Below are 13,843 nucleotides of genomic sequence, written 5' to 3'. Positions count from 1 at the left end.
GATTGGGCACTCGTTAGTGCAAACTCGCTTATCGGCAAGTTCACAACGTCACAAATCCATCATCCCGACGTCACACTGACGACATGGCCCCAGCCGACACTGGGGTCATGACGACAGCTCTGCATATCACCCTGATCACCGAAACCTTCCCACCGGAAATCAACGGCGTGGCCAATACACTGGGTCGCTTGTGCGACGGTTTGCGCGCGCGCGGGCATCAGGTGGAACTGGTGCGCCCGCGTCAGGGCTGCGACCAGCACCTGGGCAGCGATGATGAACTGCTGCTGTGTCGCGGCTGGCCGCTACCGGGCTATCCCGGCTTGCAATGGGGTCAGTCGTCGATGCACAAACTGCTGCGACGCTGGACGCGTCACCGCCCGGATGTGCTCTACATCGCCACCGAGGGCCCGCTGGGCTTGTCTGCCTTGCGTGCAGCAAGGCGACTGGGGATTTGCGTGGTCAGCGGTTTCCACACCAATTTCCAGCAATATTCCAACCAGTACGGGTTGGGTTTGCTCACGCGCCTGCTGACTCACTACCTGCGCTGGTTCCACAACCGCTCGGCCATGACCCTGGTGCCCAGCGTCAGTCAGCGCATGGAGCTGGAGCGGCGGCAGTTCGAGCGACTGGCGTTGCTGTCCCGTGGGGTCGACAGCGAACTGTTTCACCCGGCCAAGCGCTTGGATGCCCTGCGCGAGCAATGGGGACTGGCCGAGGAAGACATCGCCGTCATTCATGTCGGACGCCTGGCCCCGGAAAAGAACCTCGGCCTGCTCAAGCGCACCTTCAATACCCTCAAGGCGAGTTATCCCCAGCGCAGGCTGAAACTGATCGTGGTCGGCGACGGTCCGCAGCGCCAGGAACTGGAAAAGGAAATGCCCGAGGCGATTTTCTGCGGCACGCAACGGGGGGAAGCCCTGGCCTGTCATTACGCGTCGGGGGACATGTTCCTGTTTCCGAGCCTGACCGAAACCTTTGGCAATGTGGTGCTTGAAGCACTTGCCTCGGGGTTGGGCGTGGTGGCCTACGATCAGGCGGCAGCGGCCCAGCATATTCGCCATGGCTACAACGGAGTGCTGGCGATGCCGGGGGATGAAGAAGCGTTCTGCGATGCAGCGGCATGGTTGCTGGAAGACAGGGAAACCCTGCGCAATGTGCGGCTCAATGCGCGCCAGCATGCCAGTCGCCAGGGATGGGCAACGATCATCGAGCAGTTCGAAGGGCAGTTGCGCGGGGCGTGTGCCGGGGAGATGGTGGTGCCGAATGCACCGACTGTTCCGTGATTTTGCAGTGTTCTTGAGTCAGTCTTCGCGGGCAAGCCCGCTCCCACAGGGTTCTTGGTTCACACATGATTGGTGATCACCGCAGAACCTGTGGGAGCGAGCTTGCTCGCGATGAGGCCTTCCCGGTCGCCGCTTAAACCAGCGACATCAACGCCTCACGGCTGAACGGCAGAATGTCTTCCTCACGGCCATCACGCACTTTCTGCGCCCAGTCCGGGTCCACCAGCAACGCACGACCGACCGCCACCAGGTCGAACTCGTCGTTGTTCAAGCGCTCCAGCAGTTTTTCCAGGCTGGCCGGTTGTGCGACCTTGTCGGTGTTGACCATGAACTGCAGGAACTCGCCATCCAGGCCGACACTGCCCACGGTGATCGTCGGCTTGCCGGTGAGTTGGCGGGTCCAGCCTGCCAGGTTCAACTCGGAACCGTCGAACTCCGGCTCCCAGAAGCGGCGGGTCGAGCAGTGGAAAATATCCACGCCCGCATCGGCCAACGGCTTGAGGAACTCGCCCAAGGCTTCCGGGGTTTGTACCAGGCGTGCGCTGTAGTCCTGCTGCTTCCACTGGGAGAAACGGAAGATGATCGGGAAACCTTCGCCGACCGCGGCACGCACGGCCTGGATCAATTCAATGGCGAAGCGCGAGCGGTTGGCCAGGCTGCCGCCGTATTCATCGGTACGCTGGTTGCTGCCTTCCCAGAAGAACTGGTCGACCAGGTAACCGTGGGCGCCGTGGATCTCAACGCCGTCCATGCCGATGCTCTGGGCATCCTTGGCGGCCTGGGCGAACGCAGCGATCACGTCCTGGATATCCTGTTTGGTCATGCCGTGCACCACGACCTGACCTTCCTTCACTTTTTCCGACGGGCCATAACCCGGCACGCTGGCGTCCGGCTCGGTGCCGATACGGCGCACGCTGCCCACATGCCACAGCTGCGGAACGATCTTGCCGCCTTCGGCGTGAACGGCGTCGACGACCTTCTTCCAGCCGGCGAGGGCCGCGTCACCATAGAAATGCGGAACGTTCGGGTAGCCGTTGGAAGCCTTGTGACCGACGGTGGTGCCTTCGGTGATGATCAGGCCGACGCCGGCTGCGGCGCGGCGACGGTAGTATTCGATCACTTTGGAATTTGGCACGCCGCCCGGGGAAAAGGAGCGGGTCATCGGCGCCATGACGACGCGGGTCGGCAGTTCGAGGGTGCCGAGGTGGAACGGTTTGAACAGGGCTTTGACGGGCATGGGACGCTCCACGGGAAATAATTTTATGACGGCGATAATATGGAGAGTCCAGCGTATTGAACAGCATTATTGATTTTGGTGATGTAGGAGCGAGCTTGCTCGCGATGGTGGTCAACGATAACGCTGGCGGTCTGATGCCCCGCGGTGTTCCTACAACCATCGCGAGCAGGCTCGCTCCTACAGGGAGGGGGAATCAGCTCAATGCTTTTTCGATTGCGTGGACGATGGTCGGATCATCCGGCGCGGTGCGTGGCGAGAACCGAGCCAACACGCGGCCGTCCTTGCCCAGCAGGAACTTCTCGAAGTTCCAGGTGATGTCCCCGGGGAATTCCGCGCCCTCGCCCGCCAGCAAGCGGTACAACTGATGACGTTCGTGCCCGTTGACTTCCAGCTTGCTGGACAACGGAAAGGTCACGCCATAGTTGAGGCTGCAGAAGTCCTTGATTTCCTGCTCGGTGCCAGGCTCCTGTCCGGCAAACTGGTTGCAGGGCAGGCCCAACACGCTGAAGCCTTTGGCCTTGTATTGCTGGTAGAGGTTTTCCAGCGCCGCGTACTGCGGGGTCAGGCCGCATTTGGAGGCGACGTTGACCACCAGTACGACTTGGCCTTTGAAAGGCGCCAGAGGTAGCTCCTGACCATCCAGGGCTGTCAATTTTAGGTCGTGAAAAGCACTCATGACGTACTCCAGATTCCCGTGTTCTTCTCGAAACAGCCACTTGGCGGTGTCGTCAGGGACAGCCGCAGACTAAAAAGGCGCCCTCGGGGCGCCTCTCCAGTTATCTGAGCTTAGCGCAGAAATCAGTGGTGATGGCCACCTTCGCCATGGACGTGGCCATGAGCGATTTCTTCCTGGCTGGCGTCACGGATGGCAACGATCTTTACCTGGAAATTCAGGCGCTGGCCAGCCAACGGGTGGTTGCCGTCAACGGTCACGTCGTCGCCGTCCAGATCACGGATGGTCACGATCTGCATCTGGCCGTCCGGAGCGGAAGCGTGGAACTGCATGCCCACTTCCAGCTCGTCGACGCCTTCGAACATGCTGCGGCTCAGGGTGCTGACCAGTTCGGCAGCGTACTCGCCGTAAGCGTCTTCCGGTTCAACGGCTACGGTCAGCTCGTCGCCGACGGCCTTGCCTTCCAGAGCCTTTTCCAGGCCCGGGATGATGTTGCCTGCGCCTTGCAGGTAGACCAGCGGCGCGCCGCCGGCGGAGCTGTCGATGACCTCACCAGCGTCGTTGGTCAGGGTATAGTCGATGGAGACAGCCTTATTGGCGGCGATCAGCATGGGGCGAGACCTTTTGCATAAGAAGATTGAAAGGCCAAGTTTAGCGAAGCAATCGACCGAAAGCGAACACAACCCGGACAAACGGGATTCGACGGTCACAGGCTTTCATCAGGACGAAGACGGACACTGGGTGGCCGCGCTTTCCTGCGGCCACACCCAACACCTGCGGCACCAGCCACCCTGGCAATCGCGCGCCTGGGTCATGGACCCTGCACAGCGCCAGGAAAAAATAGGCCAACCCTTTGCCTGCGGTTGGTGCGCACAAGGCATGGTTAGCGATAACCTTGGTGACTGAATTTCGGTAGACGACCAGTCATAGGTCATCACCTTTGCAATGCACCTCCAGAGAATCCGCATGCAAACTTTTTTTATCGCGCCCACCGATTTTGGTGTGGGTCTGACCTCCATCAGCCTCGGGCTGGTGCGCACCCTTGAGCGAGCCGGCCTCAAGGTCGGCTTTTTCAAACCGATTGCCCAGCCGCATCCGGGCGACACAGGCCCGGAGCGCTCCACCGAACTGGTGGCGCGTACCCACGGTTTGAAACCACCCAAGCCCCTGGGCCTGGCCCATGTCGAGCGCATGCTCGGCGACGGTCAGCTCGATGAACTGCTCGAAGAGATCATCGCCCTTTATCAGCAGGCCGCCATCGGCAAGGACGTGCTGATCGTCGAAGGCATGGTGCCGACCCGCAGCGCCAGTTACGCCGCGCGGGTCAACCTGCACCTGGCCAAGAGCCTCGACGCCGAAGTGATCCTGGTCTCGGCACCGGAAAACGAAGTGCTGACCGAGCTCTCCGGTCGCGTCGAGTTGCAGGCGCAATTGTTCGGTGGCCCGAAAGACCCGAAAGTCCTCGGCGTGATCCTCAACAAGGTCAAGACCGAAGAAAGCATGGAGGCCTTCGCCACGCGCCTGAAGGAACATTCGCCGTTGCTGCGCAGCGGTGATTTCCGCTTGCTCGGCTGCATTCCGTTCCAGCCGGAACTGAACGCCCCGCGCACCCGCGACGTCGCCGACCTGATGGGCGCGCAAGTGCTCAACGCCGGCGACTACGAAACCCGGCGCATGACCAAGATCATCATTTGCGCCCGCACCATGCGCAACACCGTGGAGTTGCTCAAGCCCGGCGTGCTGGTGGTGACCCCCGGCGACCGCGACGACATCATCCTCGCCGTCAGCCTCGCGGCCTTGAACGGCGTGCCGCTGGCCGGCCTGCTGCTGACCAGCGACACCCTGCCCGACCCACGCATCATGGACCTGTGCCGCGGCGCCCTGCAGGCCGGGTTACCGGTGCTGTCAGTGAGTACCGGCTCCTACGACACCGCCAACCTGCTCAATGGCCTGAACAAGGAAATCCCCATCGACGACCGCGAGCGCGCCGAAATCATCACCGATTTCATCGCCGGCCACCTCGATGCCAACTGGCTGCACCAGCGCTGCGGCACGCCACGGGAGATGCGCCTGTCGCCGGCGGTTTTCCGTTATCAATTGATCCAGCGCGCCCAGGCGGCCAACAAGCGCATCGTCTTGCCCGAAGGCAGCGAGCCATTTACCGTGCAGGCCGCCGCGATCTGCCAGGCCCGTGGCATCGCTCGCTGTGTGTTGCTGGCCAAGCCCGAGGACGTTCAAGCCGTCGCCCGCGCCCAGGGCATCGAGCTGCCGCCGGGGCTGGAAATCATCGATCCGGACTCGATCCGCGAGCGCTATGTCGAGCCCATGGTCGCGCTGCGCAAAAGCAAAAGCCTCAACGCGCCGATGGCCGAGCAACAACTGGAAGACACCGTGGTGATCGGCACCATGATGCTGGCCCTGGATGAAGTCGACGGCCTCGTCTCGGGCGTGATCAACACCACCGCCAACACCATTCGCCCGGCCTTGCAACTGATCAAGACCGCACCGGGCTGCACCCTGGTGTCGTCGGTGTTCTTCATGCTGTTCCCGGAAGAAGTGCTGGTCTACGGCGACTGCGTGATGAACCCGCACCCGAGCGCCAGCGAACTGGCCGAGATCGCCCTGCAAAGCGCCGACTCGGCCGCCGCCTTCGGCATCACGCCGCGGGTGGCGATGATCAGTTACTCCAGTGGCGATTCGGCCAGCGGCGAAGAGGTCGAGAAAGTCCGCGAGGCGACCCTGCTCGCCCACGAACAACAGCACTCGCTGCTGATCGACGGCCCGTTGCAGTACGACGCCGCCGCCAACGAAAGCGTGGCCCGGCAATTGGCGCCGAACAGTCAGGTAGCCGGTCGTGCCACGGTGTACGTGTTCCCCGACCTCAACACCGGCAACACCACCCACAAGGCTGTGCAGCGCAGCGCCGACTGCGTCAGCCTCGGGCCGATGCTGCAAGGCCTGCGCAAACCGGTGAACGATTTGCCGCGCGGCGCGCAGGTCGATGACATCGTCTACACCATCGCCCTGACCGCGATTCAAGCCGCCAACCGACCTATGGATGTGTAAATGCTGGACTTCCTACCCGTCCCTTTGCGCGGCGTGATCGCCGCGCTGTTGCTGGCACTCAACACGATTTTGCTGTGCTCGTTCCTGTTCTGCGTGGCGCTCGTCAAGGTCTTGCCGTTCGCCCTCACCCAACGCCTCGCCGGCTGGCTGATGAGCCATACCCACGAAGCCTGGATCAGCCTCAACAAAGGCTGGATGAACCTGGTCCGTCGCACCCGCTGGCACATCAGCGGCCTGCAAGGGCTCGACTACAAGCACTCGTACCTGATCACCAGCAACCACCAGAGCTGGGTCGACATTCTGGTGCTGCAATACGTGCTCAACCGGCGCATTCAACCGCTGAAGTTCTTTCTCAAGCAAGAGCTGATCTGGGTTCCGGTGATCGGCCTGGCCTGGTGGGCACTGGGCTTTCCGTTCATGAAGCGCTACTCCAAGGCGTATCTGGAGAAGCACCCGGAGAAGAAAGGCAAGGACCTGGAAACCACCCGCAAGACCTGTGCGAAATTTCGCGACAACCCGGTGGGCATTTTCAACTTCGTCGAAGGCACGCGCTTCACCGAGGGTAAGCACAAGCAACAGCAATCACCGTTCAAGTATCTGCTCAAGGCCAAGGCCGGCGGCATTGCCTTTGTCCTGGATGCGATGGGTGAGCAGCTTGAATCGCTGGTCAACGTAACCATCCACTACCCCGCCGGGCGCCCGGGATTCTGGGACTTGCTGTGCGGGAATGTGGCGGATGTGGTGGTGCACTTTGAAGAGCTGAAGATACCGCCGCAGTTCATCGGCAAGAACTACGATCAGGACGGCGAGTACCGATTGCAGTTCCAGGGTTGGATCAATCAGTTGTGGCAGGACAAGGATGCGCTGCTGGAACAGATGCATCGCGAGTATCCAGCGAAATAATCAGGTGTCTGTAATGCCCTCATCGCGGGCAAGCCCGCGATGACTATCTCAAGGGCACAAAAAAACCCGACGATGATCACTCATCGGCGGGTTTTTCATTTCCGGCTAACGCTTAGATCGCGCCACGCTTGCGCAGCAGATCCAGCACTTGCTAGACGCCTTCCTCCAACGAAACGCAACTCAGTTCCAAGCGATGAAGCTGACGATTACCCACACACCAGCGCACTCTTAAGTTCAGCCTGACTCGGGCTTAGCTCTAAATAGTGTCAAGCAGCTCGTTAATTGGTATTAAAAATCGAAAGTCAAAAATGAGGAGCAGAAAATCTATATATGCGAACTGCTACACATAACCATCACTTCCGCCTGTACAGCAACCATACTCATCACCGTTATCATCAGAGCCGTCATTAATCTCAAGGGGCCCGATAGTTACAACTGGGATAATATCAGGAAGGGGAGCCGGCAAAACAGGAGGTATTGGTATATACCCCCCTCCACCGCCAATATCCTCATCGAAAACAGGTACCACTGAGGGCTGCAGCTCTCCGGTTTCAGATATCCAATTACAGGAAAGCATCTGATTACTGTAGACATCCCTCAAGGTGTTTTTATGGACAATCTGCATATCGGGCGCACACACATAGTCAAGGTAGCTTTCCAATCCTTTATCGCTGAAGAAATTTTTGGCATTTGTCGCAATAGCACCGAGCACTTCTGAGTTATAAATCGAATATATCCCTGTGCCGATAGCTACAACACTTAAGGTAGCAACAACCGAAAATGGCGCAGCTAGCAAAACTGCCATGGTTGCAATCACCCCTGCAACATTACCAACCAGACTGACAACGTCACCCGTCTTGATTTCGCGCCCATCTCTGAAATCGATCCCTATTTTCAGAAAAGTTATCGTACCGGCGACTATATTGGCCGGCATATTTACAATCGGTACATAAGGACCTGCTAATTTTGTCACCGAGGTAACACTCGCTATCACAGCACCGGTCTGCACCGACTGACTCAGCAACACCATTCCAGTTCCGTTGACTAAAAACTGATCTGATACTGCAGTCGCCCCCGAGCCAATAGTCACACCATCATTGACGACAGCTACAAATATTTCGGTTTTCCCGGCCATATACTACTCCTTAATCACAGTTTTGAACGCAAGCGTCATCCTTACCTGATCACACTTTACTGAAGGCGATCTCGCCGCATGTGGAACTCGCCCGTCAAAAATCACCACACGTCGCGATTTTGGAAGTACTGATTTAATAATATTTTCTTTTTTGTCATCGTAGAATACGAGTTCACCTCCCCACGACGTTGGCCAGTGTTCATTACAAAATACGATCACTGTCATCCCTGGATGCGTCTTGTTATCCCGATGTATAATCGTGTCTTGCCCAAACGTTTGCCCATTTGCATAAACACCTAATAACGTGATTTTGAAATCATGTAATATTGATAACCTTTCCCAGAAGCCGACAAGAAAACGCCAAGATTCACTTCTGTCTAATTCGTCTAAACATGACTTCCGATCCGGCCGACCTTTACCCGCAATAAAAACATGCCAACAAGGCCTAACAAATGGAAGCTCCTCATAATTTGGCCAGTTGTATCTCCAAACGGCGCCCTTGAGTTGAACATTTATGCACTCCTCTTCCCCTTGAGTTAAAAAATCGTCAATTACAAATATCTCATCATCAATCTTATTTATTTTCACAAGCCATCCTTTTCGCTGCACACCTATTCCAAACACCAGTCAAAAAAACAATATAAAGGAAATACAACGATGAAATAAATAACAAAGAAAGCACAAAGTAATTATCGATATTAACTGAGCTAGCCCAGCGCAATATATCTTGACGACTTATCAACAACCCATAATCTTCATCATATACTCCCCAAACAAATTTTTTACTTTGGTCAGTATCTACTGCCACCCACAACCTTCTTGACTTATCAAAGTCCGTGTACATAACATCACGATTCGAAGCCTCAATGATATATTTGTAAGCAGCGTCATCAGTTCCAACCCTCAGATACAAAAAAGATGTTGTCTTTGAAGCTTGTGAATGCCCCCTATATACAAAAGCATCTTTCATAACTAACTTATCAGGAACCGGAGGAACTTCTATCAACCTACTATAAATATAAAGAGAAAAAACAAGATACAACAACAGAACAATTACACAGAAAACGATCTCAAAAGCACTAGAAACATAACCAACCGGAACTGGAAAAATTTTATTTCGCACTCCTTGATCCTCAAGCGCAAGCTTACTTTTTAAGCAACCACCGACTTCCTTGCAATTGCTCGACTTGATACAATCTGCGCAAAAACACATCTACCCTGTTGCAAACACTATTCTCATTTACAAATCAATAAAACTTCATAACTTCCGACTTTCTTGTAGTCCATTTCCGGTCAAGGATTCTGACTATTCCTTCTGACTTTAGATTTTCAGAGGCTTCCTGGTTCTGGGATCTGCTATGTGGATACGTGAAAGACGTGGTGGTGCATTTTCAGCAACTGAACATTCCGCTGCAGTTCATCGGCAAGAATTACGACCAGGACGGTGAATACCGCCTGCAATTTCAGGGTTGGATCAATCAGTTGTGGCAGGACAAGGATGCGTTGCTGGAACAGATGCATCGCGAGTATCCAGCGAAGTATTGAGGTGCCTGTTCCGGCCCTATCGCTGGCTTGCCAGCGATAGCAATCTAGAGGCAACAAAAAACCCGCAGACAATCACTTGTCTGCGGGTTTTTCATTTCCGGCTAGCGCTTAGATCGCACCACGCTTGCGCAGCAGCTCCAGCACCTGCTTGACGCCTTCCTCCAGCGACACGGACTGGGTGTCGATCACCAGATCGGCATCCAGCGGCACGTCGTACGGGAAGGACTCGCCAGGGATGTTATCCCCGGCCGCCGCGTACAGGCCTTGCGGGTCACGCTCGGCGCAGACCGTTGGCGAGGCCTGGACGTAGACCGTCAGCAGACGCTCCTTGCCGATCAGCTCCTTGGCCTGCTCACGACCTTCGGAACTCGGCGCAACGAATGCCGCCAACGTCAGCAGACCCGCTTCGTTGAACTGACGCGCAACGTGCGCGGCACGACGCCAGTTCTCGGTACGCCCGGCGCGATCCTGTGGCAGACCTTTGTTCAGGTCGTGACGCAGGTTCTGGCCATCGAGTACGAACACCGCACGACCCAGGTCGAACAGCTTGCGCTCGACCGCATAGGCCAGCGTGCTCTTGCCCGCGCCCGACAAGCCGCTGAACAACACGGTGGCCGGTTGCTGGCCGAAGCGCTGTGCGCGCTCTTCGGTGGCGACGTGAGCCAGTTTGCCATGGTGCGTGCTGGTGCCATGGGCCAGAGGCTGGGCGACGATCATGCCCGCGCCAACGGTGCCGTTGGTCAAGCGGTCGATGATGATGAAGGCGCCGGTGGTGCGGTTGCTGTCGTAACCGTCGAGGGCAATCGGCGCATCGAGCGCGATCTTGACCTTGCCGATTTCGTTCAACTGCAACGCGCTGGCCGGACCTTCTTCCAGCGTGTTCACGTCGACCTTGTTGACGATGCTGGCGATGGAGCCCGGCACGTAACTGGTGGCGCGTTTGAAGTCGTATTTCTTGCCCGGCAGCATCGGCTCTTCAGCCATCCACACCAGCATCGCTTCGAAGCTGTCGGTCACCGGCGGCACGTTGTCGGCATGCACCAACAGGTCGCCACGGGAGATGTCGATTTCGTCTTCCATGGTCAGCGTGACTGCCTGACCCGGACCTGCGTGCTCCAGTTCACCTTCGAAGGTGACGATGGATTTCACGCGGCTGCTTTTGCCCGACGGCAACACCACGACTTCGTCGCCTTTCTTGACGATGCCACTGGCCAGCGTACCGGCGAAACCACGGAAGTTCAGGTTGGGACGGTTGACGTACTGCACCGGGAAACGCAGGTCGGTGAAGTTGCGGTCGCCCGCCACTTCCACGGTCTCGAGGATTTCCATCAGCGACTGGCCGGTGTACCACGGCGAACGCTCCGACTTGTTCACCACGTTGTCGCCCTTGAGCGCCGACATCGGTACGAAGTGCATGCTGGTCGGCTTCAACTTCAAGCCTTCGGCGAATTGCAGGTAGTCGGCCTTGATCGACTCGAACACGCCCTGGTCGAAGTCCTTGAGGTCCATCTTGTTGATGGCCACGACTATGTGTTTGATGCCCAGCAGGGATGCGATGAAGCTGTGGCGACGAGTCTGGGTCTGCACGCCGTAACGGGCATCGACCAGGATGATCGCCAGGTCACAGGTGGAAGCACCGGTGGCCATGTTGCGGGTGTACTGCTCATGGCCGGGAGTGTCGGCGATGATGAATTTGCGCTTGGCGGTGGAGAAGTAGCGGTAAGCGACATCGATGGTGATGCCCTGCTCGCGCTCGGCCTGAAGGCCGTCGACCAGCAGCGCCAGGTCGATGTCTTCGCCGGTGGTGCCGACTTTTTTCGAGTCGCGGGTAATGGCTTCCAGGTGATCTTCGTAGATCATCTTGGAGTCGTGCAGCAGGCGCCCGATCAGGGTGCTCTTGCCGTCGTCGACGTTACCGCAGGTCAAGAAGCGCAGCAGTTCTTTACGTTCGTGCTGGCCCAGGTAGGCGAGGATGTCCTCGCTGATCAAATCAGATACGTGCGACATGACAACCCCTTAGAAATAACCCTGACGTTTTTTGTCTTCCATGGAGCCTGCGCCATCGTGGTCGATGACACGGCCCTGGCGCTCGGAAGTTCGCGTCAGGAGCATTTCCTGAATGATGTCCGTGAGGCTTTCGGCCTCGGACTCCACCGCGCCCGTCAACGGGTAGCAACCAAGGGTACGGAAACGCACTTTCTTTTTGACGATGCGGGCTTTGTCTTCATCGCTCAGATGTTCGAGGATGCGCTCGTCGTCGATCATGATCAGCGTGCCGTTCTTCTCGATGACTTCACGCTCGGCGGCGAAGTACAGCGGGACGATCGGGATGCCTTCCAGATAGATGTACTGCCAGATGTCCAGCTCGGTCCAGTTCGACAGCGGGAAGACACGGATCGACTCGCCCTTGTTGACCTTGCCGTTGTAGACGTTCCACAGCTCGGGGCGCTGGTTTTTCGGGTCCCAGCGGTGCTTGCTGTCGCGGAACGAGTACACGCGCTCTTTGGCGCGGGATTTCTCTTCATCGCGACGGGCGCCGCCGAAAGCTGCGTCGAAACCATACTTGTCGAGTGCCTGCTTGAGGCCCTCGGTCTTCATGATGTCGGTGTGCTTGGCGCTGCCGTGGGTGAACGGGTTGATGTTCTGCGCCACGCCGTCCGGGTTGACGTGGGTGATCAGGTCGAGACCAAGCTCGGCGACCATTTTGTCGCGAAAGGCGTACATCTCCTGGAATTTCCAGCGAGTGTCGACGTGCATCACCGGAAACGGCAGCTTGCCCGGGAAGAACGCCTTGCGTGCCAGATGCAGCATCACGGCGGAGTCTTTACCGATGGAGTACAGCATCACCGGGTTGTCGAACTCGGCGGCCACCTCGCGGATGATGTGGATGCTTTCCGCCTCCAGCTGTTTCAGATGCGTCAGTTTGTCGACCATGGCTACTCACGAAAGCTTTCTTATGAACGGCCAGCGGGCCGTGTTCGAGCGGGGATCCTAGCACAGCGACCTCTTCTAATCAGGACGCCAACTAGATCGAAAGAGCATATGAATATGCCCCCGCGTTTGGGCCAAACACGCCCCCTGTAGGAGCGAGCCTGCTCGCGATGGTCGTCAACGATAACGCTGGGAGCCTGACACCCCGCGGTGTTCTCAGGTTCATCGCGAGCAGGCTCGCTCCTACGGGGATGGTGTTTCGTCAGATCGGATTCGGGCAATCGATGAAGATGTGCTCCAGCGCAAAGCGCCGCGCCAGGTAATCCCCCAGCGCCTGAACGCCGTAGCGCTCGGTGGCATGGTGACCGGCGGCGATGAAGCTGATGTCGTTTTCCCGGGCACTGTGGAAGGTTTGCTCGGAGGCCTCGCCGCTGAGGTAGAGGTCAACGCCGGCCGAAATGGCCTGATCGATGTAACCCTGGCCGCCACCGGTACACCAGCCGACGCGGCGGATCATGGCGCTGCCTTCGATCAGCAACGGCTCACGACCCATGACTTCCTGGACGCGCCGGGCGAAATCCCGGGGCATCATCGGTTCATTCAGCGAGCCGACCAGGCCGACAATCTTCAGGTTGTCCGGGTCCAGCGGGCCTTCGACGGTGATGTCGAGCTGGCGTGCAAGCTGCACGTTATTGCCGACATCCGGGTGCAGATCCAGCGGCAGGTGATAGGACAACAGGCTGATATCGTGCTTGAGCAGGGTCTTCAAGCGGCGCTGCTTCATACCGGTGATGCACGGGTTCTCGCCCTTCCAGAAATAGCCATGATGCACCAGCACCAGATCGGCATTGGCCTGCACGGCGGCGTCGAGCAATGCCTGGCTGGCGGTGACGCCACTGACAATGCGCATCACTTGCGGCCGCCCCTCGACCTGCAGGCCGTTGGGGCAGTAATCGGCGATTTTGGCGCTGTTGAGGTAGCGGTCGGCTTCTTCGACGAGGGTGCTCAGGGCGACGGCCATAAAAGACTCCTAAATATCCCGTTCAGAGGCGCGTGCGGCCTCGTATAAT

General features: G+C 57.8%; 13 protein-coding genes and 1 pseudogene. 5 read left to right on the top strand and 9 right to left on the bottom strand.

The window, feature by feature from the left end; all coding sequences use genetic code 11:
• Nucleotides 1-83: 83 nt before the first annotated feature.
• Nucleotides 84-1,283 (top strand): glycosyltransferase family 1 protein, encoded by a 1,200-nt coding sequence (locus tag EI969_RS08475; protein WP_160387061.1) that lies wholly within the window; start codon nt 84-86, stop codon nt 1,281-1,283.
• Nucleotides 1,284-1,416: 133 nt separating this feature from the next.
• Here the strand turns inward: EI969_RS08475 and EI969_RS08470 are convergent, their stop codons facing one another.
• From EI969_RS08470 to EI969_RS08460, 3 genes are all read right to left on the bottom strand, one after another.
• Nucleotides 1,417-2,520, bottom strand: a complete 1,104-nt coding sequence (locus EI969_RS08470) for an NADH:flavin oxidoreductase (RefSeq protein WP_160387060.1) — start codon at nt 2,518-2,520, stop codon at nt 1,417-1,419.
• A 193-nt stretch (nt 2,521-2,713) separates the two neighbouring features.
• Nucleotides 2,714-3,196 carry a glutathione peroxidase gene (locus tag EI969_RS08465; protein ID WP_110660533.1) on the bottom strand — a complete coding sequence of 161 codons (483 nt, stop codon included), beginning with the start codon at nt 3,194-3,196 and terminating at the stop codon, nt 2,714-2,716.
• Between the two features lie 122 nt (nt 3,197-3,318).
• Complete coding sequence (locus tag EI969_RS08460) at nt 3,319-3,804, bottom strand: peptidylprolyl isomerase (protein WP_007942189.1); 486 nt, start codon at nt 3,802-3,804, stop codon at nt 3,319-3,321.
• Between EI969_RS08460 and EI969_RS08455 the strand changes: the two genes are divergently transcribed.
• The 3 genes from EI969_RS08455 to EI969_RS08445 are packed head-to-tail and all read left to right on the top strand — an operon-like array spanning nt 3,773 to nt 7,162.
• Complete coding sequence (locus EI969_RS08455) at nt 3,773-4,099, top strand: DUF3565 domain-containing protein (protein ID WP_160387059.1); 327 nt, start codon at nt 3,773-3,775, stop codon at nt 4,097-4,099. The two genes, EI969_RS08460 and EI969_RS08455, sit on opposite strands and share 32 nt — an antisense overlap.
• A gap of 60 nt (nt 4,100-4,159) precedes the next feature.
• On the top strand, nt 4,160-6,259 hold the full coding sequence (pta, locus tag EI969_RS08450; protein WP_150718037.1) for a phosphate acetyltransferase: 2,100 nt from the start codon (nt 4,160-4,162) through the stop codon (nt 6,257-6,259).
• A complete protein-coding gene (locus tag EI969_RS08445; RefSeq protein WP_160387058.1) occupies nt 6,260-7,162 on the top strand; it encodes an acyltransferase in 903 nt (300 codons plus the stop codon).
• Between the two features lie 340 nt (nt 7,163-7,502).
• On the opposite strand, the gene EI969_RS08440 is transcribed toward EI969_RS08445, so the two are convergent.
• From EI969_RS08440 to EI969_RS08430, 3 genes are read right to left on the bottom strand one after another with little or no spacing between them, the layout of a single operon-like run.
• The gene (locus EI969_RS08440; protein WP_160387057.1) at nt 7,503-8,297 is read right to left on the bottom strand and encodes a hypothetical protein; all 795 of its coding nucleotides are present in this window, start codon (nt 8,295-8,297) and stop codon (nt 7,503-7,505) included.
• A 3-nt stretch (nt 8,298-8,300) separates the two neighbouring features.
• Nucleotides 8,301-8,885: a 2OG-Fe(II) oxygenase gene (locus EI969_RS08435; protein WP_160387056.1), complete on the bottom strand. Its 585-nt coding sequence runs from the start codon at nt 8,883-8,885 to the stop codon at nt 8,301-8,303.
• On the bottom strand, nt 8,872-9,420 hold the full coding sequence (locus EI969_RS08430; protein WP_160387055.1) for a hypothetical protein: 549 nt from the start codon (nt 9,418-9,420) through the stop codon (nt 8,872-8,874). The genes EI969_RS08435 and EI969_RS08430 overlap by 14 nt, the downstream gene beginning before the upstream one ends.
• A gap of 221 nt (nt 9,421-9,641) precedes the next feature.
• Between EI969_RS08430 and EI969_RS08425 the strand changes: the two are divergent.
• Nucleotides 9,642-9,842: pseudogene (locus tag EI969_RS08425) on the top strand (acyltransferase); the annotation flags it as partial.
• A gap of 108 nt (nt 9,843-9,950) precedes the next feature.
• Here EI969_RS08425 and cysN read toward each other — a convergent pair.
• From cysN to EI969_RS08410, 3 genes are all read right to left on the bottom strand, one after another.
• Nucleotides 9,951-11,849: a sulfate adenylyltransferase subunit CysN gene (cysN, locus tag EI969_RS08420; protein WP_160387054.1), complete on the bottom strand. Its 1,899-nt coding sequence runs from the start codon at nt 11,847-11,849 to the stop codon at nt 9,951-9,953.
• 9 nt (nt 11,850-11,858) lie between these two features.
• Nucleotides 11,859-12,776, bottom strand: a complete 918-nt coding sequence (cysD, locus tag EI969_RS08415) for a sulfate adenylyltransferase subunit CysD (RefSeq protein ID WP_007986727.1) — start codon at nt 12,774-12,776, stop codon at nt 11,859-11,861.
• Between the two features lie 259 nt (nt 12,777-13,035).
• Nucleotides 13,036-13,794, bottom strand: coding sequence for a Nif3-like dinuclear metal center hexameric protein (locus EI969_RS08410; RefSeq protein WP_160387053.1), 759 nt, complete (start codon nt 13,792-13,794; stop codon nt 13,036-13,038).
• Between the last annotated feature and the right edge of the window lie 49 nt (nt 13,795-13,843).

This window comes from Pseudomonas sp. PB101, assembly GCF_009764265.1.
Lineage (GTDB): Bacteria > Pseudomonadota > Gammaproteobacteria > Pseudomonadales > Pseudomonadaceae > Aquipseudomonas.
The sequence above is the reverse complement of the archived record's forward strand: the minus strand, read 5'-3'. Positions and strand labels throughout refer to the sequence as shown.